Genomic DNA, 23,599 nt, shown 5'->3' with positions numbered 1-23,599 from the left:
TGGTCAAAACCGCCCAAGTGTCCAGCCAAAGCCTCAGGCTTGGCTGTAGATCTCCTTGCCGCCGAGCCAGCGATCGATGATGGCGGGTACCCGGGAAGGGTAGCGGTCCATCAGGTGTTGGGCCAGGCGCTGAACCTGGGGAATGAGCGCCGCATCCCGCACCAGATCGGCGATCTTCAGGTCCGCCAGGCCGGTCTGCCGGGTGCCCAGCACCTCGCCGGGGCCGCGGATCTCCAAGTCGCGCTGGGCGATAACAAAGCCGTCGTTGCTCTCCCGCAGCACCCCCAGCCGGGACTGGGCGGTTTTGGACAGCGGCGGGTGGTAGAGCAGCACACAGTGGCTGGCCACCGCTCCCCGGCCCACCCGGCCGCGCAGCTGGTGCAGCTGGGCCAGGCCAAGCCGCTCCGGGTTCTCGATGATCATCAAGCTGGCGTTGGGCACATCCACCCCGACCTCGATCACCGTGGTGGCCACCAGCAGGTGCAGTTCATTGGCCTTAAATGCAGCCATGACCTGCTGTTTTTCCTCGGCTTTCATTCGCCCATGTACTAATCCGACCCTGAGCTCAGGCAACAGTTCCGCCAACTCGCTGGCGGTGTCCTCGGCGGCCTGGCACTGCAGCACCTCGGACTCCTCGATCAGGGTGCAGACCCAGTAGGCCTGGCGCCCGTCGCCGCAGGCCTGGCGCACCCGCTGGATCACCTGGTCCCGTCGGCCGTCGGGGATGGCCACCGTGGTGACCGGCGTGCGACCCGGCGGCAGCTCGTCGATCACCGAGACGTCCAGATCCGCGTAGGCGGTCATCGCCAGGGTGCGGGGGATGGGGGTGGCGGTCATGATCAGCTGATGGGGGTAGCGGCCGTCCTTGAGGCCCTTTTCCCGCAGGGTCAGGCGTTGGTGCACGCCGAACCGGTGTTGCTCATCGACGATCACCAGGGCCAGATGATCAAAGGCCACCTGGTCCTGGAAGATGGCGTGGGTGCCCACCACCATCTTGGCTTCGCCACTGGCGATCCTGGCCAGGGTGGCGTCCCGGGCCTTGCCCTTGAGTTTGCCGGCAAGCCAGGCCACCGGCAGGCCCAGGGGCTCAAACCACTGGGCGAAGGCCAGGGCGTGCTGCTCCGCCAACAGTTCGGTGGGGGCCATCAGGGCCACCTGGTGGCCCTGGGAGATGGCGTGCAGGGCCGCCAGGGCGGCCACCAGGGTCTTGCCGGAGCCCACGTCCCCCTGCACCAGACGCATCATGGGCTCGGCCCGGGCCAGGTCATCCCGGATCTCCCCCACCACCCGCTGCTGAGCCGCGGTGGGGCTGAACGGCAGATCGCCGAGAAAGCGCTGCAGCAGGGCCGGGTCCGGGTGCAGTGGCAGCGCCTGGTGCTGGCCGGAGTCCACCCGCAGTTTCAGCATCGACAGGTTCTGGGCCAGCAGCTCCTCCATCACCAGGCGCTGTTGGGCGGGGTGTTGGCCCTCCAGCAACTGGGTCAGGCTGGCCTCCGGCGGCGGACGATGGATGAACTGCACCGCCTCGGACAGCGGCAGCTGTTCGGGGTAGAGGCCTTCGGGCAGCAACTCCGGCAAGGGGTGTTGGCGCAGCAGCTGCAGCGCCTCGTCGGTGAGTTTACGCAGGCTGGCCTGTTTGAGGCCCTCGGTGGTGGGGTAGACCGGCGTCAGGCTCTCTTCGAGCAGGGGGTGGGTGTGCTCCCCCAGGACGTGGTACTCCGGGTGCACCATCTCGATTTGGCGCATCCCGGCGCGGGCTTCGCCAAAGGCGCGAACCCGGGCTCCGGTGACGAAACTCTCTTTCTGGGCCAGGGCGAAATTGAAGAAGTGGAGCGCGATGGTGCCGCTGCCGTCGGCCAGTTTGACCGTCATGCGGCGGCGTTTGCCGTAGCTGACGTGGGCGGAGACAACCTCCCCCTCCACGGTGGCGTGCTGGCCCGGGGTGAGGGCCGCCACCGGCCAGATCCGGGTGCGGTCTTCGTACCTCAGGGGCAGGTGCAGCAGCAGATCGCCGACGCTGCGGATCCCCAGCCGGGCCAGTTTTTCCGCCATCTTGTCACCGACCCCCTTGAGGCCGGTGACCGACAGCGTGGTGAGTTTGTCCACCGAAACCGGTGTGGTTGTGGTCACGGGCGGCGATCCGAAAATACTGTAAATATGATCAGATAATAGCAGCCCGTGCTTTAAGGATCAGCCCTTTAGAGATCGGCTTCCCACACCACCTGGTTGCCTTTGAGGTGAGCGACCCGCTCACCGAAGCGTTGCTCCAGTACGTGACGTTTGATCTTGAGGGTGGGGGTCAGCACCTCGTTCTCCACGTCCCAGGGCTCATCGACCACCAGTACGCCGCCCAGGGTGGCGTGGCTCTCCATCTGCTGGCTGACCAGCTCACTGGTCTGGGCCAGGGCCGGACGCACCTGCTCCTTGGGCAGCAGTGAGGCCCCCTCAGAGAGCTGCACCAGGGCCACCGGGTAGGGCAGGCCGGAGCCGATGACGCACACCAGTTCGATGTGGTTGTTCTGGGCCAGCTTGCGCTCGATGGGCACCGGGGCGACGAACTTGCCCTTGGCGGTCTTGAAGTTGTCTTTGACCCGGCCGGTGATGGTGACGAACTGCTCGTCGTCCACCGTGGCCTGGTCACCGGTGCGGAAGAAGCCGTCCTCGGTAAAGGACTCGGCGGAGGCCTCCGGGTTCTTGTAGTACTCGCGGAACAGGCCCGGGCTCTTGAACAGCAGCTCTTGGTTGTCGCCGATCTTCACCTCGCAGTCGGTGCCCGGCTTGCCCACGGTGCCGATCTTGTCGGGACGGAAGGGGAAGTTCAGCGTGGCGTAGGCGCTGTTCTCGGTCATCCCCCAGGCTTCGGTGATGTCCATGCCGATGCCCCGATACCAGTGCAGCAGCGACGGGGAGACCGGGGCGGAGCCGCAACCCAGCACCTTGGCGCTGTTCAGGCCCAGCTGGGTGCGGATCTTGCGGGCCACCAGGGAGCCGATGATCGGCAGCTTAAGCAGCAGGTTGAGCTTGGACTCGCCCACCTTGTCGATGATGTTCTTCTGGAACAGGGTCCAGAGGCGCGGCACCGAGAGGAAGAAGCTGGGCTGGGCCACCTTGACGTCATCGACGAAGCTGTCGAGGGATTCGACGAAGTAGACGGTGCCGCCGCTGTAGAAGGCGGTGCCCTCGATGTAGACCCGTTCGGTGATGTGGGCCAGGGGCAGGTAGGAGATCACCCGGTCCTGGTTGTCGGCCCCCAGGTGCTTGGCCACCGTGGTGCCCCCCCAGGCGTAAGCGCGGTAGGTCATCACCGCCCCCTTGGGGTTCCCGGTGCTGCCGGAGGTGTAGATGATGGTCATGACGTCATCCAGCTCCGGACGGGTGTCGTCCAGGGGATCGGTCATCTCCAGCAACTGATGCCAGTGGTACTGCACCGGCAGGGTGGGGAAGGACATGTCGAAGCGCAGCAGCTCAGGGTTGATGGCGTCGCGCTGGGCTTCCGGGTCGTCCAGTTTGCCGATGAAGATCGCCTTGGCCTCGGAGTGCTGCAGCACGTAACGGATGGTGTCGGCGTTGGCGGTGGGGTAGATGGGGATGCTGATGAAGCCCCCCGCCTGCAGCGCCAGATCGGCGATGAACCACTGGGCGCAGTTCTTGGAGAGGATGGCGACCTTGTCGCCCCGCTTCAGCCCCAGCTGGCGCAGGGCACCGGCCAGGCGGTAGACCGCTTCCCGGGTCTGACCCCAGGTGAGGTCATGGAGCTGGCGCTCACGGGGTTGGCGAAGAAAGACGGTGTCGGACTGGCTGGCGCACCAGTGGTCCAGCATCTGCAGCGGGGTGTTCAGGGTCATGGATGGCTCCCTTAGCTTGCTATCGTTTTTTGTCGTTATTTGCGGGTCTGTCCGGGTGGACTCCCACGTTTTCTGTTATTGCCTAGTATGGCGACGACAGAGGCACAAAGCGTAGTAAAAACCGGTCTAACCAGTCGGTAAACTAACGCTTTATTCACAAACTTGGTAGGGAAACGGTGGTGAATTTCACCAAAAAGAAACGGCTCCGAGGAGCCGTTTTGGTGGTCAGTCGTCCAGGTGCGTCCAGGCGCTCTTGTTCATCTGCACCTTTTGCCACCAGGACTCGGGGGCCTGGATCTGCCCCGCCTCGTCGATCTGCGGGTAGGGCAGCCCCTTCTGGCGGCAGATCTTGGCGAAGATGGGGTGGCCGCCCTCGAAAAGGATCCGCTGGCACTCCGCCTCGTCCAGGCGACGCTGGCCGTAGAGGCCAGCTTCCTGGCGTTGGCGCTGGGCTTCGTAAAGCAACAGGGCGGTGGCCACGGAGACGTTGAGGGACTGCACCATGCCCACCATGGGGATGATCACGTCCTGGTCGGCCAGGGCCAGGGCTTCGGGAGTGATCCCGGTTTTCTCCTGACCCATCAGGATGGCGGTGGGTTTGGTGTAGTCGATCTGGCGAAAATCCACCGCGGTGTCGGACAGGTTGGTGGCGATGATCTGCATGCCGTGCTCACGCATGGCGGCCACCGCCCCTTCGATGCTGTCGTGGGTGTTGACCTTGACCCACTGCTGGCTGCCGGTGGCGGTGCCGCCGGCCAGGCGCATCCCCTTGTCGGGCCAGACCGCGTGCACTTCGTGGACGCCGATGGCGTCGGCGGTGCGCACCATGGCGGAGAGATTGTGGGGCTTGTGCACCTGCTCCAGGCAGATGGTCAGATCCGGCTGGCGCTGGTCCAGCATGGCGTTGATGCGGGCGAGACGTTCGGGACTCATGGCGTTACCTTCAAAAAAACGGGGGCGCTGTAGCGCCCCCGTTGTTCAATGCTGGGGTGCTCAGAGCACCATCACGGCGTCCATCTCAACCAGGACACCCTTGGGCAGCTCCTTGACGCCGATGGCGGCCCGGGCCGGGTAGGGCTGCTGCATGTACTGGCCCATCACCTCGTTGACCTTGGCGAAGTTCGCCAGATCCAGCATGAAGATGTTGAGTTTGACGATGTCGTTCAAGCTGCCTCCGGCCGCTTCACACACCGCTTTGAGGTTCTCAAACACCTGCACCACCTGGCTGTCGAAGTCCTCGCCGGACTTCTCCATGGTCTGGGGGTTCAGCGGGATCTGACCGGAGATGTAGACAGTATTGTCGACTTTCACGGCCTGGGAGTAGGTGCCAATGGCGGCGGGGGCCTTGTCGGTGGCGATGATGGTTTTCTCTGCCATGGGGCGTTTCCTTAGCTTCGGGCGCGGGCCGCTTTAAGCACCTGCGGCATCACCCGGATCTTGCGCAGTACGTTGGCCAGGTGCACCCGGTTTTGTACCGTCAGGGTCAGGTTGATGACGTAGACGCGGCCGTCCTTCTCGTCGGTATTGAGGTTGTGAATGTTGGCGTCGGCACTGGCGATGATGGAGGTCAGCTTGGCCAGGGCCCCCTGATGATTGATGATCTCGATGCGCAGCCCGGTGACGTACTCGGCGCCGGGCTCGTCGGTCCATTCCACCGGCAGGAACTTCTCCGCTTCCTGCTCCAGGTTGCGGCGGATGTTCTTGCAGCTGTCGATGTGCACCACAAGGCCCTTGCCGGGGCTGACGTGGGCCACCACGTCGTCGCCGGGAATGGGGCGGCAGCACTTGGCGAAGGAAACCAGCATCCCCTCGGCGCCCTTGATGGCCAGCTTGGACTCGGCGTTGTTGGGGTTGCTGGCGCTTTCCCCCCGCAGTCGCTGGGCCACCACCAGGCTCATCAGATCACCCAGGCCGATGGCGGCCAGCATGTCGTCCAGGCTGTCGCAGCGGGACTCCTGCACCACGTGATCGATCTGCGTCTGGGCGATGTCGCTGAGGTTGAGCTCCCCCAGGGCGTGGTTGAGCAGCCGCTTGCCCAGGGCGATGGACTCGGTCTGCTCCAGGTTCTTGAGCACCTGGCGGATCTTGGAACGGGCCTTGGCGGTCACCACGAAGTTGAGCCAGGCGGCGTTGGGCCGGGCGCCGGGGGCGGTGATGATCTCCACCGTCTGACCGGAGCTCAGCGGTGCGCTCAGGGGGTAGGCCTGGCGGTTTACTCGGGCGCCGACGCAGCTGTTGCCGATGTCGGTGTGCACCGCGAAAGCAAAATCCACCGCGGTGGCGCCCAGGGGCAGCTCCAGGATCTTGCCGGTGGGTGTGAACACGTAGATCTCGTCGGGGAAGAGATCGGATTTGACGTTCTCGATGAATTCGAAGGAGTTGCCGGCGCTTTGTTGCAGCTCCAGCAGGCTCTGCATCCACTTGCGGGCCCGTACCTGGGTAGTGGTGGCCTCGGCGTCGCCATTGTTCTTGTACAGCCAGTGGGCCGCCACCCCCTTGTCCGCCATCTGGTCCATGTCCTCGGTGCGGATCTGCACCTCCACCGGCACCCCGTGGGGGCCGAACAGGGAGGTGTGCAGGCTCTGGTAACCGTTGGCCTTGGGGATGGCGATGTAATCTTTGAAGCGGTTGGGGCGCGGCTTGTAGAGGGTGTGCATGGCGCCGAGCACCCGGTAGCAGGTGTCGATGTCGGAGACGGTGATCCTAAAGGCGTAGATGTCCATCACCTCCTGGAACTGCAGCTCCTTGTTCACCATCTTGTTGTAGATGGAGAACAGGTTCTTCTCCCGGCCGTGCACGGTGCCGGGAATGCCGCTCTCTTCCAGCCGGCCGGCGATCTCCGACTCGATGCTCTGCATCAGCTCCTTGCGGTTGCCGCGGGCGGCCTGCACCACCTCTTTGAGCACCCGATAGCGCATCGGATAGAGGGCGCGAAAGCCGAGATCTTCCAACTCATTCTTGATGTTGTGGATGCCCAGGCGGTTGGCCAGAGGGGCGAAGATCTCCAGGGTCTCCCGGGCGATGCGACGACGCTTGTCCGGACGCAGTGAGCCCAGGGTGCGCATGTTGTGGGTGCGGTCGGCCAGCTTGATGAGGATGACGCGGATGTCCTGCACCATCGCCATCACCATCTTGCGGAAGTTCTCCGCCTGGGCCTCTTTGCGATCCCGGAACTTGAGCTTGTCCAGCTTGGAGACCCCCTCCACCAGCTCAGCGACCTGATCACCAAAGAGCTCAGCCAGGTCTTCCCGGGTGAGCTCAGTGTCTTCAATCACGTCGTGGAGGAGGGCGGCCATCAGCGTCTCGTGGTCGAGACGCATCTCCGCCAGGATGCGGGAAACCGCAACCGGGTGGGTGATGTAGGGATCGCCGCTGGAACGCATCTGCCCATCATGGGCATCTCGGGCCGTTATATAGGCTTGGGTGAGCTGTTCGACCTGCTCGGGGTCCAGATAGCTGGAAGCCAGTTCCTTGAGGCTTTCAAACAGGTACAACGGCGACCTCCAATATTACAGGGAGCGACCTTCCGCGATGGCCGCTACGGCAGCCAGTTCGGCCGCTTCCTGTTCGCGTTGGGCCTGGCGCTCCTGCTCATCCAGGGCGGCGGAGTTGATCAGACCCTGTTCGATCTCCCGCAGGGCGATCACGGTGGATTTGTCGTTTTCCACCTCGACCAGCGCCTCTTTGCCCTGAACGGACAGCTGGCGAGCGCGACGTGCGGCCACCAGGATCAGGTCAAAACGGTTGCCGATCTGTTCAACGGCGTCTTCTACAGTAACCCGTGCCATTACGAGGAGCTCCTGACTAAGTTGGAAAAAATGACGCAAAAGTGTACATGAAGTCGGCTAGTCTGCCAACAGATCATCTAGCATACCACCGTGGGCCTCAACCTGCCTAGCCAGGCGGGTTCGTTCCGCCTTGACGATTGCGGCCAACTCGGCGAGGGCGGTGTCGAAATCCTCGTTCACCAGCAGGTAATCAAACTCACCGTAGTGGGAGATCTCGCTCTGGGCTTCGGCCATGCGATCGGCGATTACGTCGTCGCTGTCCTGGCCTCGGCTGCGCAGCCGGCGCTCCAGCTCAGCCCGTGAGGGCGGCAGGATGAACACGCCGATGGCGTCGGGGATCTGGGCCTTGACCTGGCGGGCCCCCTGCCAGTCGATGTCGAGGAAGACGTCGATGCCGCGATCCAGGGTGTCCTCGATGGCCGGGCGGGAGGTGCCGTAGTAGTTGCCGAACACCTCGGCCCACTCGAAAAAGGCGCCCTCATCGATCATCGACTTGAACGTCTCGGGGCTGACGAAGTGGTAGTGGACGCCGTTCTCCTCCCCGGGGCGCATGGCGCGGGTGGTGTGGGACACGGAGACCTGCATGTTGGCCGGCCGGTCCTTCAGCAGGGCGCCGATAAGGGAGGATTTCCCCGCGCCGCTGGGGGCGGAGAGGATAAAGAGGTTACCACGACGTGCCATGGTGCTTGGGATCCTGACGCTAAGGGCAAGCACAGTGTAGCGCCTGCCATGGGTTCGGTCGGGGGGCGGCCCCAACGGTGAAAATTGAGGCGCGACATGGTAACACGAGCCCCCCGGGCGGCCAAGCCGACCCCGTCTCGCCATTCTAATCGCACATTTAGATTGTGGCTATCACCAGTATTCGTTTTTACCTCGTCTCCGGTCGACGTACTCTGTGCCTGAGCAATGATTTTGACCGATTGAGGAACCGCTATGAGCACCAACCTGATTGGCCTGGACAAGGCCGGCGCCGCTGACCTGGCAGAGCAACTCAATGGCCTGCTGGCCAACTACCAGCTGCTGTACATGAACGTGCGCGGCTTCCACTGGAACGTCCAGGGCGCCAACTTCTTCGAGCTGCACGCCAAGTTCGAGGAGATCTACGACCAGCTGCTGATCAAGGTGGACGAAATTGCCGAGCGCACCCTGACCCTGGGCCACCAGCCGCTGCACGGCTTCTCCGACTACCTGAAGCGCAGCCAGATCCAGGAGGTCAAAGGGGTGCGGGACGGCCACGTGGCCATCGAGAGCATCCTCGGCGCCTACACGGTGCTGCTGAGCCAGCAACGCCAGATCCTGGCCCAGGCGGCGGAGCTGGGCGACGAGGGCACGGTGTCGCTGATGAGCGACTACATCAGTCAGCAGGAGAAGGAGTCCTGGATGCTGGCGGCCTACCAGGGGCGTGGCGCCTGACCGTCCCCCAACAAAAAAAGCCGGCAGTGAGGCCGGCTTTTTTGTGAGTGTGTGCGCTTATTCGATGTTCTGAATTTGCTCGCGCATCTGCTCAATCAGCACCTTGAGCTCCACTGCGGCGGCGGTGATGTCGGCGCTGATGGACTTGGAGGCCAGGGTGTTCGACTCCCGGTTGAACTCCTGCATCATGAAATCCAGGCGTCGGCCGCAGGCGCCGCCTTTTTTCAGGATTTTTCGGGTCTCGGCCACGTGGGCGTCGAGGCGATCCAGCTCTTCGGCCACGTCCACCTTCTGGGCCTGCAGGATCAGCTCCTGCTCGATGCGTGCCGGGTCCAGCTCGTCTTTGATCTCCGCAAGGCGGTCGTGCAGCTTCTGACGCTGCCAGGTCAGGATCTCCGGCATCCGTTCGCGGACAAAGGCGGATTGCTCGCTGATCCCGTCCAGGCGCTGCTGGATCATCCCCTCCAGGGCCTTCCCCTCGGAGGCACGGGCATCGATAAAATCGCCCACCACTTCGTCAAACTTGGTCAGCAGATCCTGACTGACCTGATCCATGTCCTGCTCGCCGCTCTCCAGCACCCCGGGCCACTTGAGCAGGTCCACCAGCTGGATCTGACCGATCCCCGCCATGGTGTGTAGCTTCTGGGCCTTGTCCACCAGCTGCTGGGCCAGGGACTCGTTCATGGTCAGGGTGTCCACCTGCTGAGCCAGCTCGAAACGCAGGTTCACCTCCACCTTGCCCCGGGCCAGGCGTTTGCGCAGCCGCTCCCGCAACACCGGCTCCAGGCCGCGTAGCTGCTCCGGCAGGCGCAGGTAGGTTTCCAGGTAACGCTGGTTGACGGAGCGGATCTCCCAGGAGGCGGTGCCCCAGTCGGCTTTGAGTTCACCGCGGCCGTAGGCGGTCATGCTGTGGATCATGGCGAGGGTGCCCGAGTTGAATTTCAGTGGGGCCAGTATACTCCGACCTCTGGACGAGTACAGTGCCCGGGTCCCCAATGGCGACGGCCGCCCCGGCCATACCGCAAGCGCAACGGAGCCGCTATAATGGCGCCACTTCCCACTGAGCAGGTTTGACTTATGCGTTCCAACGGCAGAACCGCGGACCAGGTGCGTCCGGTTTCCATCACCCGCCACTTCACCGATCATGCCGAGGGCTCGGTGCTGGTGGCCTTTGGCAACACCAAGGTGATCTGCACCGCGTCGGTGGAGGAGGGCGTGCCGCGCTTCCTGCGGGGCCAGGGCCAGGGCTGGATCACCGCCGAGTACGGCATGCTGCCCCGCGCCACCCACAGCCGCAACCAGCGTGAAGCGGCCCGCGGCAAGCAGAGCGGTCGCACCATGGAGATCCAGCGCCTGATCGGTCGCAGCCTGCGGGCGGCGGTGGATCTCAAGGCCCTGGGCGAGTTCACCATCACCATCGACTGTGACGTCATCCAGGCCGATGGCGGCACCCGCACCGCGGCCATCACCGGCGCCTGCGTCGCCCTGATGGACGCCATCGATTACCTCAAGGGGCGGGGGCTTATCAAGGTCAGCCCGCTCAAGCAGCAGATCGCCGCCATCTCCGTGGGGATCGTCGGCGAGCAGGCGGTGTGCGATCTCGACTACGTGGAGGACTCCGGGGCGGAGACCGACATGAACGTGGTGATGACCGAGGATGGCCGCATCATCGAGGTGCAGGGCACCGCCGAGGGCGAGCCCTTCACTCACGAGCAGATGCTGGCGATGATGACCCTGGCCAAAGAGGGGATCGCCCAGCTGATCGCCGCCCAGAAAGCGGCCTACAACACCCAATGAGTTTGAACGCGGCCCCTTGAGGGCCGCGTTGTTATTATCAGGAGCCCGATGTGAAACCCTATCAGAAAGCCTTTATCGAGTTTGCCCTGGAGCGCCAGGTGCTGCGTTTTGGCGAGTTCACCCTCAAATCCGGCCGCACCAGCCCCTACTTCTTCAACGCCGGCCTGTTCAACCGCGGCTCCGATCTGGCCAAGCTGGGGCGCTTCTACGCCGCGGCCCTAGCGGATGCCAACATCGAGTTCGATCTGCTGTTTGGCCCCGCCTACAAGGGGATCCCCATCGCCACCACCACGGCAGTGGCCCTGGCGGATCACCACCAGATGGACCTGCCCTACTGCTTCAACCGCAAGGAGAAGAAGGATCACGGCGAAGGCGGCAACCTGGTGGGGGCCGAGCTGACCGGTCGGGTGATGCTGGTGGACGACGTGATCACCGCCGGCACCGCCATTCGCGAGTCCATGGAGATCATCCAGGCCAACGGTGCCGCTCTGGCCGGGGTGCTGATCGCCCTGGACCGCCAGGAGAAGGGCAAGGGCGAGCTGTCCGCCATCCAGGAGGTGGAGCGGGACTTCGGCTGCCAGGTGGTCTCCATTGTTACCCTGAAGGATCTCATCAGCTACCTGGCCGACCAGCCGGGTCGCGAAGCGGAGCTGGCGTCCGTGAGCGCCTACCGCGCCCAGTACGGCATCACTTAAAGGCCGGTTGGCAATAAAAAACGCGCCCCATGGGGCGCGTTTTTTTGTGTCCGGCGTGGCCGTCAGCTTTGCAGCAGCTGGCGCTGGATAAAGGCCCACTGTTCGGAAAAGTTGGCGGTGGGCAGGTCCTTGAACTCGCTGCGCACGAACTGGGCGATGCGCCCTTCGGCCCAGGCCAGCAGCAGGTTGGCCAGCATCCCCTCTTCGAGGTAGAAGCCCTGGCCCTCCCGCAGGCTTTTCTCCCGCAGGGCCTGCTTGAGGTTGGTTTCAATTTTACCGAACAGCTGGTTGATGCGACCGCGCAGGCGATCCTGCTCACCGGTCAGGGCATCGCCGGTCAGCAGACGGGTGATGCCGGGGTTGCGCTCGGCGAAGGTCAGTAGCAGCTGCAGCATCAGCTGGCAGCGCACCATGGTGTCCTTCTCTTCGTGCATCACCATATTGATGCGGGAGAGCAGGGACTCTTCGATGAACTCGATGAGGCCCTCGAACATCCGCGCTTTGGAGGGGAAGTGGCGGTAGAGCGCCGCTTCGGATACGCCCACCTCGGCCGCCAGCTTGGCGGTGGTGATCCGTTGCCCGGGGGCGGTCTCCAGCATGCGCGCCAGGCACTGCAGGATGTGTTCGCGCCGGTTCTTCTTGTTGTTGGTTGCCATCTGGGCAGCAAGCTCCGTCTTACAGGGTCCCTGAGTGACCAAAGCCCCCTTCACCGCGGGAAGAGGCGTCAAAATCGTCGACAATCTTGAACTGGGCCTGCACCACAGGCACAAACATCAGTTGGGCGATGCGCTCACCGGGGGCCATGGTAAAGGTGTCGTGGCCACGGTTCCACACCGAGACAAACAGCTGGCCCTGGTAATCGGAATCGATAAGGCCCACCAGGTTACCCAGCACGATCCCCTTTTTATGACCCAGCCCGGAGCGGGGCAGGATGGTGGCGGCCAGGCCCGGATCCGCGATGTGGATGGCTAGGCCGGTGGGCACCAGCTCGGTCTGACCGGGCTCCAGCACCAGGGGGGCGTCCAGCATGGCGCGCAGATCCATGCCGGCAGAGCCCGGGGTGGCGTACTCCGGCAGGGGCCATTCGGTGCCCAGGCGGGGGTCGAGGATCTTCAGTTCAATAGGCGTTTTCATTGGCAGGCTTTGTGATCAGCAATGGTTTCTAACAGGAGACGTGCCTGTTGGCGCTTGTCGCTGTGGCCCAGGCTCTTGTGGCCGTCGGCCCAGTACAGCGTCAGGGCGTTATCGTTGGCATTGAAACCCTGGCCCGGTTGAGACACGTCGTTGGCGGCGATGAGATCCAGCCCTTTTCGGGTCAGTTTGTCGCGGGCGTATTGTTCCACATTATCCGTTTCAGCGGCAAACCCGACGGTGAAGGGACGCTGGGGTTGTGACGCCACCGTGGCCAGGATGTCCGGGTTGCGTTCCAGCTCCACCGTCATTCGCGCGTTGGCCTTTTTGATCTTGTTGTCGGCCACTGCCACCGGGCGATAGTCCGCCACCGCGGCACAGCCGATAAAGATCTCCTGGCCCGGCAGCGCCGCCATCACCGCGTCCAGCATCTGCTGGGCCGATTCGACGTCGATGCGGGTCACTCCTGCCGGGGTGGGCAGGGCCACGGGACCGGCCACCAGGGTGACCTCGGCGCCCATGCGGGCCGCTTCGGCGGCCAGGGCGAAGCCCATCTTGCCGGAGCTGTGGTTGGAGAGAAAACGCACCGGATCCAGGGCTTCGCGGGTGGGGCCCGCGGTCAACAGCAGGCGCTGACCGGCCAGGGGCTGGGGCGCGCTGCGCTCGGCCACCCACTCCAGCCAGGCGGCGACGATGGCGTCCGGTTCCCACATCCGACCCGGGCCCACTTCCCCGCAGGCCTGATCGCCGCTGTCCGGACCCCAGAGGGTGACGCCGCGGCGTTCGAGGGTGGCCAGGTTGGCCTGGGTGGCGGGGTGCAGGTACATCTGTTGGTTCATCGCCGGGGCCAGGATCACCGGAGCGGTGGTGGCCAGGCAGGCGGTGGTCAGCAGGTCGTCGGCCATGCCGGCGGCGAGGCGAGCCACCAGGTTGGCGCTGGCCGGGGCGATGATCACCTCGTCGGCCCAGCGGGCCAGATCGATGTGGCCCATGGCGGATTCGGTGGCCGGATCCAGGATGTCGTCCACCACCGGATGGCCGGAGACCGCCTGCAGGCTCATGGGAGTGACGAAGGCCTTGGCGCCCTTGGTCAGCACCACACGGACGTTTGCGCCCTGCTCGCGCAGCCGACGCACCAGGATGGGGGCCTTGTAGGCGGCGATGCCGCCGCTGATCCCCAGCAGAATGTTGCGGTTGGTTTGGCTCATGCTTTGGGTCGGTTAACCGAAATTGCGCCTAAGATAACACAGTGCCACCCCAACTCAGCAGGGACCGCGATCATGGAACGAACGCCCATACCCCAATGGCCCACCTCAGAGCGGCCGAGAGAGCGCTTACTCACCTTGGGGGCGTCGGCCCTCAGCGACGCCGAGCTGTTGGCGATCTTCCTGCGCACCGGCGTCCCGGGGACCAGTGCCGTGGACCTGTCGCGCCAGCTGCTGGCGGAGTTTGGTGATCTGGGGCACCTGTTCGCGGCTTCCCGGCAACAATTTTGCTCGGTTCGTGGCCTTGGTGAGGCGAAATACGTACAATTGCATGCCACTTTGGAACTGGCCCGCCGCTACCTGGCGGTGCGCTGGCAGCGCGGTGAGCCGTTGTCCTCCCCACAGGCGGTGCGCGATTACCTGCGACATCATCTGCAGGGCCTTGAGCAGGAACGATTTGTCCTGCTGTTGCTGGACAGTCAGCACCGGGTGATCCGACTCGAAGAGTTGTCCCGGGGCACCATTGACTCGGCCCAGGTCCACCCCAGAGAGGTGGTCAAGGCGGTCTTGGGGGCCAACGCGGCAGCGGTGATCCTGGCGCACAACCACCCTTCCGGGGTGGCCGAACCCAGCCGGGCGGACCGTCACATCACCGGGCGGATCCAACGGGCCCTGGCGCTGGTGGACGTGCCCGTCCTCGACCACCTGGTGGTGGGTCGGGGGGAGAGTTGTTCCTTCGCCGAGCGAGGTTGGCTATAAGTCGCACCTTGTCGGCGGCGATCGCTTGATCTTTACTTGGCGATCTTGTATAAAATGCGCCCTTCGTGTGCCTCGGGCGACGGCCATACGGGGCACAGTGATAGCTCGAGCAAAGTTTTGGAGACTGAAATGTCTAAAGTATGTCAAGTTACCGGCAAGCGCCCGGTAACCGGGAACAACCGTTCCCACGCTAACAACGCGACCAAGCGTCGTTTCCTGCCTAACCTGCACACCCACCGTTTCTGGGTTGAAGGTGAAAAGCGTTTCGTGAAGCTGCGTGTATCCACCAAGGGCATGCGCATCATCGACAAGAAGGGCATCGAAGTGGTTCTGTCTGAACTGCGCGCCCGTGGCGAAAAGATTTAAGGAGCTGAACGATGGCTAAGAAAGGCATCCGTGAGAAGATCCGTCTGGTTTCCTCCGCTGGCACCGGTCACTTCTACACCACCGACAAAAACAAGCGTAACATGCCCGAAAAGTTCGAGATCAAGAAGTTTGATCCGACCATCCGTCAGCACGTTATGTACAAAGAAGCCAAGATCAAGTAATTGACCTGCTGCTTTGCGAAAACCCGGCCTCGGCCGGGTTTTTTGTTGCCTGAACACCGCCACATAGCCACGCAAATGAAAATCGTTTGCATTTGCGTGGTGGGATCCCTTACAGTGGCTTTGCGGCACAGGCCGCCATCATCACCCTGCAAATCGCACCGCCTAGGCTTCCGAAATTCGGGAGCCATTTTTTTAAGTCTCTGTACTACAAGCCGATAACCCGAATAGCGGGACGGGGGCGCCCGGGAGCTGTCGCGGCCGTTCCGGTTCTTTTCTCGCCCGGGCCTCAGTACACTGGGCCTGGCACAGCGGATTTTGGGGAGGGCGGATGGCCCGTTCGCGCAAAAGCTACAACAACATGCTGATCCTGCTGGTGGCGGGGGCGGGCCTGCTGTTGATGACCACCGGCCGGCTCACCGGGCCGCCCAACAACAGCGTGCCGCTGCTGCCGGAAGCGGCCCAGGTGGAGGCCCTGGTGTTTGCCGATCTGGTGGTGCGGGCTGAGGAGCAGCGATTGCGCTCCATGCCAGAGCGCCCTGAAACCGAATTGCGTGCTCTGCTGGACGCCTGGCGCCGGGCGCAGCTGGTGCCCACCCTGGAACCCACCCCGGCCCCCAGCGGCCCCACCCAGGTGGACGTCTACCTGGACGATGGCTCCGCCCCCCAGACCGCACTGCTCTACCCCCACATCGCGGCGGTGAAGATCCTGGGTGAACCGCAGTGGTGGCGGCTGGTGAACGAGCCCATGGCCGCCCTGATCCCCCAAGACGAGGAGAGATGATGCCGGAGTTGCCGGAAGTTGAGGTCACGCGACAGGGGATCGCCCCCCATCTGCTGGACCAGGTGGTCAGCCAGGTGGTGGTGCGAGAGCCCCGACTGCGCTGGCCGGTGAGCGACCGGATCCAGGATCTGGTGGGCCAGCGAGTGCGCTCGGTGTCTCGTCGGGCCAAGTATCTGCTGCTGGAAACCGAGGCGGGGGTGCTGATCCTCCATCTGGGGATGTCCGGCAGCCTGCGGGTGCTCAATCCGGCACCCCCGCCGGGCAAGCATGACCACCTGGATCTGGTGCTCGACAGTGGCGCGGTGCTGCGGCTGAACGACCCACGCCGCTTCGGCGCCGCCATCTGGTGGCAACTGCCCCTGGAGGCCCAGCCCCTGCTGGCCAAGCTGGGTCCCGAGCCCTTGACCCTGGCGTTCAACGTCGATCACCTGGCCACTCGCCTGAAAGGCAAGAAGGGCGCGATCAAAACGGCGCTGATGGACAACCACGTGGTGGTGGGGGTGGGCAACATCTACGCCAACGAGGCGCTGTTTGCCGCCGGGATCCACCCCAAAAGAGCGGCGGGCAACGTCAGTCGGGCCCGGCTCGGCAAGTTGGTGGAGGAGGTCAAGCGAGTGCTGGCCCGGGCCATCGAGCAGGGGGGCACCACCTTAAAAGATTTCACCCAGGCGGACGGCAAACCGGGCTACTTCGTCCAGCAACTGAACGTCTACGGCCGGGGCGGCCTGCCCTGCAACACCTGCGGGACCGAGCTGCGTGAGATCAAACTGGGGCAGCGGGCCACGGTGTACTGCCCCCACTGCCAGAGTTAACGCCGGGCCAGCGCGTCCTGCAGCGCGCGCTGCACCTGGGCCGGCAGGAAACCGCTGACGTCCCCACCGTGCAGCGCCACCTCCTTGACCAGGCTGGAGGAGATAAAGGAGTTCTCCTCCGAAGGGGTCAGGAACACGCTCTCCAGATCCGGGTGGAGCCGGCGGTTCATGTTGGCCAGCTGAAACTCGTACTCAAAGTCCGACACCGCCCGCAGGCCCCGGATCAGCACCCGGGCGTTGTGGGCCTTGGCAAAATCCACCAGCAGCCCGGAAAACCCCACCACCTCGACATTCTCCATCTTGGCCACCACGGCCTGCACCAGCTCGACCCGCTCCTCCAGGGTGAACAGCGGCCGCTTGGATGAGCTGGCGGCGATGCCGACGATCACCCGATCGAACATGCGACTGGCCCGCTGGACCAGGTCCAGGTGGCCGTTGGTGATGGGGTCGAAAGTGCCGGGGTAGATGGCGGTTTGGCTCATGGGAGGTGCCTTAACTGTCGGAATTTATGGCGTAGTGTATCTGGATAGCGGCGCCTGTCCCAGCAGGTCCACCCCCGGGCAGAGCAGGGTGCCGAGGGCCCGTTCCAGCCCGTTGGTCAGTCTGGGGTGGGAGGAGGGGGCCAGACAGAGGATCGCCTGGGTCAGGGGCTCGCGCAGCAGCGGACTGTGGGCAAAGCCCATGGCCTGGCAGTGGCGCAACTGGGCCGAGTCGGGGCTGGTCAAGGCCAGCAGCGGTCGATCCAGGTGGGCGGCGCTCAACAGTCGATGCCAGCTGTCGCTGATGACTGCTCGGGCCTGAGTGATGCGCTGCTGAATACCAGCTTCATCGCTGAGTGTCTCGAAGGTGACCCCTCGCAGCGGCGGGGGCGGCGTGCCACTCAACATCACCCGCACCGGGCTGGCCCGCTTGATGGCCACCACCTGGGCCACTTCGCTCACCAGCTCCCGCTCCGCCGGACTGAGGCGTTCACTGGGCAGGAAGAGGTACTCCTCCCCCAAGGGGATCCGCTGTGCCAACGGCGGGGCGATAAAATCGAATCGTTGGCAGGGGGGCCAGCGCCACCAGCGCTGCTGCAACCGGCGCCAGGGAGAGAGCAGGGCCGCCGGGCAATCCAGCCACCACAGTTGGTCCACTGGCTTCGCTGGCATCGGCTCATGGAGCTGGTGCGGCAGGCGGGTCTGGATCACCCGCTGTGGGTTGCCCGTGTCGAGCCAGGAGGGGGGCGGTGGGGCGTGGGTCAGTATGGTCACCGAGCGCTGCCGGCTCAGCCAGCCCGGGGTGTCCTTAAAGGCCACCTGGTCTTCCGCTTCCTGGCGGTAGCGGCTCCAGAACACTCGGGCGTGGGGCGCGAGGGCGTCGGCCAGGGTCCGGTAGCTGGCCAGCACCTCGTCGTTGCTCTGCCCCCGGGGGGGGCAGAGCAGAAAGGGGGGATGAATCGCAGTGGACTCGATGATGGCAGGGCTCCCTGTGCGCTCAACCTCGGTCAGGCCGGGGACGAGGTTGCCCCACAGCCGTTACCTGAAATCTAGCCGCTTCCCGGAGCCCCTTCAATAGGGCTCAGTCTCTGAGCAGGGTCAGACCGAAGAGCTTGATGTGCCGTTGGTTCTTGTCGAGTCTGAAGTCGAACAGCCAGTTGAGCCACCCCTTGGGGGTTTTCAGCTTGTTCTTCAGGTCCCGCCGGTACTTCTGCTCGATGTCGTCGAAGAAGGGCGTCTTGGCCGCCGCGCTCCACCAGATCTCCGAGCCGAACAGGTTGCGATCGCTCCAGGGTTTGCGCCGGCCGGAGTAGTGGATCAGCGCCGGATCGTCGAATTCCGGCTGGAACTCGCTGAAGTCGAGCCCCAGGCGCTTGAATCGGCGCTTGATCTTGTTGACGTTCTTGACCTGGCAGTTGTAGCGGGTGGGCAGGAAGGCGACGTGGCCGCCGAACACGGCATTGAAGATGTCCTGGTTGTGGTAGTTCACCTCGGTGGCGAACACCTCCAGGGGAATGTCGGTCAGGGTTTTGACCAGCTGATCCTTCACCTGCTCCTGGCGCATCACCGCCAGGTTCATCAGCTGCACCCCGGCGTTGAAGTAGTTTTCGCTGCTCTTGCCAAACAGGTCCTGGTGATTCTGGGGGAAGGGCTTGCCGGAGCGGGAGGACTTCAGGGATCCCAGCTGGGCGTGGGTCAGCATCCGCACTACGGCGCCGTAGAGATCCGCCACCGGGGTGTCGAAGGCGGGCTGCAGGCTTTTGCGCACGATGATGTCCACGTCGACGTACAGCGCCTTGTCAAACTGGGGGAAGGCCTCTGCGATGAAAAACAGGCCGTAGGTGCCGGCGGTGATGGTGTTTTTCCGGCTGCCATGGCGATAGGGGGCCAGGCGGGCCAGCTCTTCACCGAACTGCTCAGCGATGTTGACGCTGTGCAGGGTCACCTGGGGCAGGGACCGGGCAAACTCGGTCAGCTTCTGCAGGTTCTCTGGCTGGATCCCGGCGTCCAGGATCAAGAAATTGACCTCGGCCTGGTCGGGCAGAAAGGTGACGATGTTCTGCATGGTGACGGCCATGTACTTGGCGTAGTTGTCGTCACCGGATAGAGCAATATTGACTTGAGCCGTAGGCATACCAATTCCTGTCTACTTTGACTGGGTGTTTCGCGGGAGATCTCTGGGGCCCCGAAAAGAATCGGCACAGTATATCGCACTCGGCCTGTTGAGTGGATGGGGCGTCCCCGCCGCCGACCGGGGGTCGCAAAAAACCGGGGCCGAATCACGGCCGAGGGCCGGATCATTTCCCCTTTCGCGGGCCTCGGCCGTGCGCTGGAATGGCGCATTCTGGGGCGCTGTGGTCCGCAGGTTCAGGGATGAAGCGCAAAGCAAAATACGGTATTCTCGGCGCATCTCATTGCACTGGTCCTGGCCCGAGGTTCGGGACCTGGTCGCGGCCGATACGCGAGCGTTTCCATGTCGCTAGATAAAAAGTTAACGGTCTGTATTTTCTCCTACAACCGTGGGCTGTTTTTGAACAATGCCATCGAATCTTGCCAGCGATACGCCGCCGGTGTTCCCGTTTGCGTGGTGGACGACAACAGCGATGATCCGGAGACTCGCACGGTCTTGGCCAATCTGCCGGATGGGGTGACCCTGTTTCAGCCGCCGCCACAGGAAGAGAACCGCCACGGCGGGCTGTACGACAACATGCAGTTGGCCCTGGAGCGGGTGGACAGCGAATGGCTGCTGTTTCTGCAGGACGACATGCAGCTGGTTCGACCCTTAGCGCCCGACGACGAAGCTTACATCGAGGCGTTTTTTGACGCCTTCGAGGAGAAGGCGTTTCTCAACCCGGTGTTTCTCAAGGGGCAAAGGAGCCGGCGTGACCAGCGCATCACCCGAGTCTTCGATAACTTCCCGGGGTACTATCGAAACTACCCGGAGAAATCGAACCCCCGGGGGCTGTGTTATGCCGACGTGGTGATTGGCCACACCCAGCGACTCAAAGCCCGGGGTTGGCGGTTCAGTCGCAGCGAGCAGGACAATGCCCATCAGGCCCAGCGTCATTTTGGCCTGATGGGTTTTATGGCCCACCCCTTCGTGATGTTTCTGCCCCAGGTGCCGGTGTACCGGGGGAAGACAAAGACCTGGGCCGTGGCCACCGCCGAGCGCTGGTCCGGTCGGGAGCCCAAGCGGTTTCTCGAACGGCCGCCGGAGCACTGGCGGCAGTTCAAGGCGCGTCCGCTGAGTGAGTTGCCGGTGGCCGAGACATACCTGCAGTGCGAGGACAGGGACGTGAAAACCCCCTACCAGTACAGCGCGGTCAACGCCTACTGGCCCTTGAGGGCCTTGCACAAGCTGACCCTGATGCTCAAAGGCTGATGGTACACATTCAAACCAAATTCACCTGTTACGTGGGTACTGTGTTGTGATTTTTTATGACTTTCTCAATCGCGTGCTGCCGGGCCACCTGGGCACGCGACTGCGATTCTACAAGAAGCTGGGTTACCCCCTGTCTTTGAGCGCCCCGCGCACCTTCAACGAGAAGGTGCACTGGCGCAAGCTGTACGATCGCAACCCACTGTTTACCGTCTGTGCCGACAAGCTGCAGGCCCGCGCCTTCGTCCAGGAGCGGATCGGCGAGCAGTACCTGATCCCCCTGCTCTACAGCGGGGATAGCATCACCGCCGAGCAGCTTAAGGCCCTGGAGGGGGAGTTCGTGGTTAAGGCCAACCACAACTCCGGACCGGTGCACATGGTGGAAGCGGGTCAGCCGGTGGACTTTGATGCCATCGCCAGCAGCATCCAGAAGCAGCTGCAAAAGCCCTACGCGGTGAAAAACGGCGAGTGGTGGTACGAGCCCATCCCCCGTCGGGTGCTGGTGGAGCGTTTGCTGCGCGGTGAGCAGCAGCAGTGGGCCGAAGACTACAAGTTTTTCGTGTTCAACTCGGGGGGGCGCACCGAGGTGGTGTTGCAGATGACCTACGACCGGGAAACCGAGGCCAACATCACCTTCTATGACGAGGACCTGGCGATCCTGCCGTTCGAGATCCACGTCAGGAACGAGTACCGCCCCTTCGTAAAGCCCAAGAACTACGAACAGATGGTGACGCTGGCCAAGAAGGTGGCCGCCGGTTTCGATTTCTGCCGGGTGGATCTGTATAACGTCGATGGTGAGATCTATTTCGGCGAGATGACCTTCGCCCCGTCGGGGGGCACCGCACCGTTCAAGCCGCAGGAATTCGACCTGTGGATGGGGGAAAAATGGACGCTTCCCAATGCCAGCCAGCAATGAGTTACCAACGCACAGGCCGCCCGTCGGCGAAGCGCGGGGTGAGGGTGTGAGTCGAGCCGTCCATGACCGCCGGCAAGCGCCCTCATCGCCCGCCACCTTTGTGATCAACCTGGATCGCAGCACCGACCGCTGGCAGCGCATCGAGCGCAACCTTGCCGAGTTCGGGCTCGATTACCAGCGGGTCAGCGCGGTGGAGGGGGCGACCCTGTCGCCGCAGGTGTTGCATCAGCACTACTGTCCTCAGCTCAACCAGGAACAGCTCCACCGTACCCTGACGCCGGGGGAGATCGCCTGCTACTTGAGCCATCGTAAGGTGTGGCAGCGGATCCTGGATGAGGATCTGCCCTGTGCCCTGGTGCTGGAAGACGATGTTCAGTTGGTGCCCGGTGGGGCAGAGGTCGTAGCGCGTCTGGCCCAGACGGCGCCCCACTGGGACCTGGTGAAGGTCTTTGTAGGGCCCACCGCCAAGCGGGTGGTGGCGCGTCACCCCATTACGCCGGGCTTTGAGCTGACGCTCACCGATAAGATCCCCACCTCCACCGCGGCGCAGTTGGTGTCCAACGCCGGGGCACGAAAGCTGCTGGCGATGTCCGAGCGCTTCGGCCGCCCCATCGATTGGGACATCCGTCGCTGGTGGGTACACGACCTTCGTATCCTGGGGGTAACGCCGTCGTTGGCCACGCCCTGCGATCCCAGCAGCGTTATCGATGCCTTAGCCGGCGGCCAAAAACGAAAGAGCCGCCGCGCCTGGCTGAAGCGCAAGGGGATCATGCTCAAGTACCACTTCGATGCCCGTCGGCACGGCCTGAACCGGGCCCCCTACGAGGCGGTGGTGAAGCAGCTGGGGCCGATTGACCTCGAGTGATGCCATAGGGGGAGCGGGCCGAGCGCGGCATTCAGTGACCCGACGTTTGTATTCATAAGACGCTGCTGCGACACGCATTGGCGCCATATTCATCAAGGGCTTAGACGTGGTTAACAAAGACAAACTGTCGATCTACATCTTTTCGTACAACCGAGGCCGGTTTCTCGAGAATGCCGTGGCCTCCTGCCTGCGGTTTGCCGAAGGGGCCTCCGTGTGTGTGGTGGATGACAACAGTGAAGACCCGGAAACCTGTCAATACCTGGACAACCTGCCCGAGGGGGTAGGGCTGCTCCAGCCCGATCAGAAAGAGAAATCCCGCCACGGCGGCCTGTACAACAACATGCAGAGTGCGCTGGATTCTGCCACCTCGGAGTGGGTGCTGTTTATCCAGGACGACATGCAGTTGGTACGCCCCGTCGAGCAGGATGACCTGGATTACATCGATGGCTTCTTCTCGACCTTTACCGACAAAGCCTTCCTGAACCCCGTCTTCCTCCGGGGCCGCCGACTCAAAAGAGAGAAGCGGGTCATGCGCACCTTTGATGAGTTTCCCGGGTACTACCGTGAGCTGCCCGAAGGGAAGGCCAAGTCAACGGGGTACAGCTACGTTGATGCGGTGATTGGCCACAGAGACCGGCTGCGTCAAGCCAACTGGACCTTTGAGTTCAGCGAGCGGGCCAATGCCGCCAAGGCCAGGAAGCAGTTTGGACTGATGGGGATCATGGCCAGCCCCTTTGTGATGTTTTTGCCCCAGGTGCCGGTGTACCGAGGCAATTCGAAGACCTTGGCCGTTGCCTTGGCGGAACGTTTGTCCGGTCATGAGCCGAAACGCTTTGTCGATCAAGACCCCGCGCACTGGGCGCAGTTTAAATCCCGTTCCTTGGAGCACCTCCCCGTCGCGGAAGACTACTTGGTTTGTGAAGACGACAAGGTGGTCTTGCCTTACGTGTACAACACGGTGAATGTCTACCCGCCACTGCGTGCGCTCCATAAGGTCACCCTGTCGGTCCGAAACCTGTTTTTAAGGGACAATAAGCGCTAAGGCCAGGCCTTTTGGGGCTCTGAATCGTTCCACCTCGACGCGCTTGGAAACGTCCAAGCGGTCGGAGGTCAGGGCCGGCCCACTTGGGCGGGCTTTTGTGATCACCCAAGCGTTATTGATACCATTGCCACCGCCTGGGACCGC

The 23,599-nt window shown here is 63.4% G+C and carries 26 protein-coding genes; 12 read left to right on the top strand and 14 right to left on the bottom strand.

All coding sequences use genetic code 11. The features are described from left to right. Positions 1-33: 33 nt before the first annotated feature. The 7 genes from recG to gmk form a co-directional block, all read right to left on the bottom strand. Entirely contained in the window at positions 34-2,106 is a 2,073-nt protein-coding gene (recG, locus tag KUV81_RS18570) for an ATP-dependent DNA helicase RecG (RefSeq protein ID WP_222545469.1), read from the bottom strand. A gap of 92 nt (positions 2,107-2,198) precedes the next feature. Next, the gene (locus KUV81_RS18565; protein WP_222545392.1) at positions 2,199-3,845 is read right to left on the bottom strand and encodes an AMP-binding protein; all 1,647 of its coding nucleotides are present in this window, start codon (positions 3,843-3,845) and stop codon (positions 2,199-2,201) included. Between the two features lie 225 nt (positions 3,846-4,070). Continuing rightward, positions 4,071-4,778, bottom strand: coding sequence for a tRNA (guanosine(18)-2'-O)-methyltransferase TrmH (gene trmH, locus KUV81_RS18560; RefSeq protein WP_222545391.1), 708 nt, complete (start codon positions 4,776-4,778; stop codon positions 4,071-4,073). Positions 4,779-4,838: 60 nt separating this feature from the next. Further along, positions 4,839-5,222, bottom strand: coding sequence for a RidA family protein (locus tag KUV81_RS18555; protein WP_222545390.1), 384 nt, complete (start codon positions 5,220-5,222; stop codon positions 4,839-4,841). An 11-nt stretch (positions 5,223-5,233) separates the two neighbouring features. Further along, positions 5,234-7,339: a bifunctional GTP diphosphokinase/guanosine-3',5'-bis pyrophosphate 3'-pyrophosphohydrolase gene (gene spoT / locus KUV81_RS18550; RefSeq protein WP_222545389.1), complete on the bottom strand. Its 2,106-nt coding sequence runs from the start codon at positions 7,337-7,339 to the stop codon at positions 5,234-5,236. Positions 7,340-7,354: 15 nt separating this feature from the next. Beyond that, positions 7,355-7,633 (bottom strand): DNA-directed RNA polymerase subunit omega, encoded by a 279-nt coding sequence (rpoZ, locus tag KUV81_RS18545; RefSeq protein ID WP_222545388.1) that lies wholly within the window; start codon positions 7,631-7,633, stop codon positions 7,355-7,357. A 57-nt stretch (positions 7,634-7,690) separates the two neighbouring features. Further along, positions 7,691-8,314 carry a guanylate kinase gene (gene gmk / locus KUV81_RS18540; RefSeq protein WP_222545387.1) on the bottom strand — a complete coding sequence of 208 codons (624 nt, stop codon included), beginning with the start codon at positions 8,312-8,314 and terminating at the stop codon, positions 7,691-7,693. Positions 8,315-8,566: 252 nt separating this feature from the next. Here gmk and KUV81_RS18535 point away from each other — a divergent pair, with 252 nt between their 5' ends. Further along, the gene (locus KUV81_RS18535; protein WP_222545386.1) at positions 8,567-9,046 is read left to right on the top strand and encodes a Dps family protein; all 480 of its coding nucleotides are present in this window, start codon (positions 8,567-8,569) and stop codon (positions 9,044-9,046) included. 57 nt (positions 9,047-9,103) lie between these two features. On the opposite strand, the gene KUV81_RS18530 is transcribed toward KUV81_RS18535, so the two are convergent. Then, entirely contained in the window at positions 9,104-9,964 is an 861-nt protein-coding gene (locus KUV81_RS18530) for a YicC/YloC family endoribonuclease (protein ID WP_222545385.1), read from the bottom strand. Between the two features lie 159 nt (positions 9,965-10,123). Between KUV81_RS18530 and rph the strand changes: the two genes are divergently transcribed. Further along, positions 10,124-10,843 (top strand): ribonuclease PH, encoded by a 720-nt coding sequence (rph, locus tag KUV81_RS18525; protein ID WP_222545384.1) that lies wholly within the window; start codon positions 10,124-10,126, stop codon positions 10,841-10,843. Positions 10,844-10,893: 50 nt separating this feature from the next. Continuing rightward, positions 10,894-11,538, top strand: coding sequence for an orotate phosphoribosyltransferase (gene pyrE, locus KUV81_RS18520; RefSeq protein ID WP_222545383.1), 645 nt, complete (start codon positions 10,894-10,896; stop codon positions 11,536-11,538). A 62-nt stretch (positions 11,539-11,600) separates the two neighbouring features. Here pyrE and slmA read toward each other — a convergent pair whose 3' ends face one another. From slmA to coaBC, 3 genes are read right to left on the bottom strand one after another with little or no spacing between them, the layout of a single operon-like run. Continuing rightward, on the bottom strand, positions 11,601-12,194 hold the full coding sequence (gene slmA, locus KUV81_RS18515; RefSeq protein WP_222545382.1) for a nucleoid occlusion factor SlmA: 594 nt from the start codon (positions 12,192-12,194) through the stop codon (positions 11,601-11,603). Between the two features lie 19 nt (positions 12,195-12,213). After that, positions 12,214-12,672: a dUTP diphosphatase gene (dut, locus tag KUV81_RS18510; RefSeq protein ID WP_222545381.1), complete on the bottom strand. Its 459-nt coding sequence runs from the start codon at positions 12,670-12,672 to the stop codon at positions 12,214-12,216. Further along, complete coding sequence (gene coaBC / locus KUV81_RS18505) at positions 12,669-13,877, bottom strand: bifunctional phosphopantothenoylcysteine decarboxylase/phosphopantothenate--cysteine ligase CoaBC (RefSeq protein WP_222545380.1); 1,209 nt, start codon at positions 13,875-13,877, stop codon at positions 12,669-12,671. The genes dut and coaBC overlap by 4 nt, the downstream gene beginning before the upstream one ends. A 72-nt stretch (positions 13,878-13,949) precedes the next feature. Between coaBC and radC the strand changes: the two genes are divergently transcribed. From radC to mutM, 5 genes are all read left to right on the top strand, one after another. Further along, positions 13,950-14,633 (top strand): RadC family protein, encoded by a 684-nt coding sequence (radC, locus tag KUV81_RS18500; protein WP_222545379.1) that lies wholly within the window; start codon positions 13,950-13,952, stop codon positions 14,631-14,633. A 129-nt stretch (positions 14,634-14,762) separates the two neighbouring features. Next, positions 14,763-14,999, top strand: a complete 237-nt coding sequence (gene rpmB / locus KUV81_RS18495) for a 50S ribosomal protein L28 (RefSeq protein ID WP_222545378.1) — start codon at positions 14,763-14,765, stop codon at positions 14,997-14,999. Between the two features lie 11 nt (positions 15,000-15,010). Then, a complete protein-coding gene (gene rpmG / locus KUV81_RS18490) occupies positions 15,011-15,181 on the top strand; it encodes a 50S ribosomal protein L33 (RefSeq protein WP_013343654.1) in 171 nt (56 codons plus the stop codon). Between the two features lie 328 nt (positions 15,182-15,509). Continuing rightward, positions 15,510-15,962 (top strand): hypothetical protein, encoded by a 453-nt coding sequence (locus KUV81_RS18485; protein ID WP_222545377.1) that lies wholly within the window; start codon positions 15,510-15,512, stop codon positions 15,960-15,962. Further along, on the top strand, positions 15,962-16,774 hold the full coding sequence (gene mutM, locus KUV81_RS18480) for a bifunctional DNA-formamidopyrimidine glycosylase/DNA-(apurinic or apyrimidinic site) lyase (protein ID WP_222545376.1): 813 nt from the start codon (positions 15,962-15,964) through the stop codon (positions 16,772-16,774). The genes KUV81_RS18485 and mutM overlap by 1 nt, the downstream gene beginning before the upstream one ends. Here mutM and coaD read toward each other — a convergent pair. The 3 genes from coaD to KUV81_RS18465 all read right to left on the bottom strand — a co-directional run bounded on the left by coaD (position 16,771) and on the right by KUV81_RS18465 (position 19,387). Continuing rightward, the gene (gene coaD, locus KUV81_RS18475) at positions 16,771-17,256 is read right to left on the bottom strand and encodes a pantetheine-phosphate adenylyltransferase (RefSeq protein WP_222545375.1); all 486 of its coding nucleotides are present in this window, start codon (positions 17,254-17,256) and stop codon (positions 16,771-16,773) included. The genes mutM and coaD overlap by 4 nt on opposite strands. A gap of 24 nt (positions 17,257-17,280) precedes the next feature. Continuing rightward, positions 17,281-18,162, bottom strand: coding sequence for a hypothetical protein (locus KUV81_RS18470; protein WP_222545374.1), 882 nt, complete (start codon positions 18,160-18,162; stop codon positions 17,281-17,283). Between the two features lie 172 nt (positions 18,163-18,334). Beyond that, positions 18,335-19,387 carry a glycosyltransferase family 8 protein gene (locus KUV81_RS18465; protein ID WP_222545373.1) on the bottom strand — a complete coding sequence of 351 codons (1,053 nt, stop codon included), beginning with the start codon at positions 19,385-19,387 and terminating at the stop codon, positions 18,335-18,337. A gap of 339 nt (positions 19,388-19,726) precedes the next feature. Here KUV81_RS18465 and KUV81_RS18460 point away from each other — a divergent pair, with 339 nt between their 5' ends. From KUV81_RS18460 to KUV81_RS18445, 4 genes are all read left to right on the top strand, one after another. After that, on the top strand, positions 19,727-20,635 hold the full coding sequence (locus tag KUV81_RS18460; RefSeq protein ID WP_261389500.1) for a glycosyltransferase family 2 protein: 909 nt from the start codon (positions 19,727-19,729) through the stop codon (positions 20,633-20,635). Between the two features lie 46 nt (positions 20,636-20,681). Then, a complete protein-coding gene (locus KUV81_RS18455) occupies positions 20,682-21,548 on the top strand; it encodes an ATP-grasp fold amidoligase family protein (protein WP_222545371.1) in 867 nt (288 codons plus the stop codon). A gap of 46 nt (positions 21,549-21,594) precedes the next feature. Next, the gene (locus KUV81_RS18450; RefSeq protein WP_222545370.1) at positions 21,595-22,413 is read left to right on the top strand and encodes a glycosyltransferase family 25 protein; all 819 of its coding nucleotides are present in this window, start codon (positions 21,595-21,597) and stop codon (positions 22,411-22,413) included. A 106-nt stretch (positions 22,414-22,519) separates the two neighbouring features. Beyond that, complete coding sequence (locus KUV81_RS18445; protein ID WP_222545369.1) at positions 22,520-23,455, top strand: glycosyltransferase family 2 protein; 936 nt, start codon at positions 22,520-22,522, stop codon at positions 23,453-23,455. The last annotated feature ends 144 nt before the right edge of the window (positions 23,456-23,599 follow it).

It is taken from the genome of Ferrimonas balearica (genome assembly GCF_019802085.1).
GTDB classification, from domain to species: domain Bacteria; phylum Pseudomonadota; class Gammaproteobacteria; order Enterobacterales; family Shewanellaceae; genus Ferrimonas; species Ferrimonas balearica_B.
This window is presented reverse-complemented; position numbering and strand designations above follow the sequence as displayed.

Coding starts and splice junctions, on each gene's coding strand:
- KUV81_RS18565 (WP_222545392.1), bottom strand. CDS start 3,845: ATGACCCTGAACACCCCGCTGCAGATGCTGGACCACTGGTGCGCCAGC.
- trmH (WP_222545391.1), bottom strand. CDS start 4,778: ATGAGTCCCGAACGTCTCGCCCGCATCAACGCCATGCTGGACCAGCGC.
- KUV81_RS18555 (WP_222545390.1), bottom strand. CDS start 5,222: ATGGCAGAGAAAACCATCATCGCCACCGACAAGGCCCCCGCCGCCATT.
- rpoZ (WP_222545388.1), bottom strand. CDS start 7,633: ATGGCACGGGTTACTGTAGAAGACGCCGTTGAACAGATCGGCAACCGT.
- gmk (WP_222545387.1), bottom strand. CDS start 8,314: ATGGCACGTCGTGGTAACCTCTTTATCCTCTCCGCCCCCAGCGGCGCG.
- KUV81_RS18535 (WP_222545386.1), top strand. CDS start 8,567: ATGAGCACCAACCTGATTGGCCTGGACAAGGCCGGCGCCGCTGACCTG.
- KUV81_RS18530 (WP_222545385.1), bottom strand. CDS start 9,964: ATGATCCACAGCATGACCGCCTACGGCCGCGGTGAACTCAAAGCCGAC.
- rph (WP_222545384.1), top strand. CDS start 10,124: ATGCGTTCCAACGGCAGAACCGCGGACCAGGTGCGTCCGGTTTCCATC.
- slmA (WP_222545382.1), bottom strand. CDS start 12,194: ATGGCAACCAACAACAAGAAGAACCGGCGCGAACACATCCTGCAGTGC.
- dut (WP_222545381.1), bottom strand. CDS start 12,672: ATGAAAACGCCTATTGAACTGAAGATCCTCGACCCCCGCCTGGGCACC.
- coaBC (WP_222545380.1), bottom strand. CDS start 13,877: ATGAGCCAAACCAACCGCAACATTCTGCTGGGGATCAGCGGCGGCATC.
- radC (WP_222545379.1), top strand. CDS start 13,950: ATGGAACGAACGCCCATACCCCAATGGCCCACCTCAGAGCGGCCGAGA.
- rpmB (WP_222545378.1), top strand. CDS start 14,763: ATGTCTAAAGTATGTCAAGTTACCGGCAAGCGCCCGGTAACCGGGAAC.
- rpmG (WP_013343654.1), top strand. CDS start 15,011: ATGGCTAAGAAAGGCATCCGTGAGAAGATCCGTCTGGTTTCCTCCGCT.
- KUV81_RS18485 (WP_222545377.1), top strand. CDS start 15,510: ATGGCCCGTTCGCGCAAAAGCTACAACAACATGCTGATCCTGCTGGTG.
- mutM (WP_222545376.1), top strand. CDS start 15,962: ATGCCGGAGTTGCCGGAAGTTGAGGTCACGCGACAGGGGATCGCCCCC.
- coaD (WP_222545375.1), bottom strand. CDS start 17,256: ATGAGCCAAACCGCCATCTACCCCGGCACTTTCGACCCCATCACCAAC.
- KUV81_RS18465 (WP_222545373.1), bottom strand. CDS start 19,387: ATGCCTACGGCTCAAGTCAATATTGCTCTATCCGGTGACGACAACTAC.
- KUV81_RS18460 (WP_261389500.1), top strand. CDS start 19,727: ATGTCGCTAGATAAAAAGTTAACGGTCTGTATTTTCTCCTACAACCGT.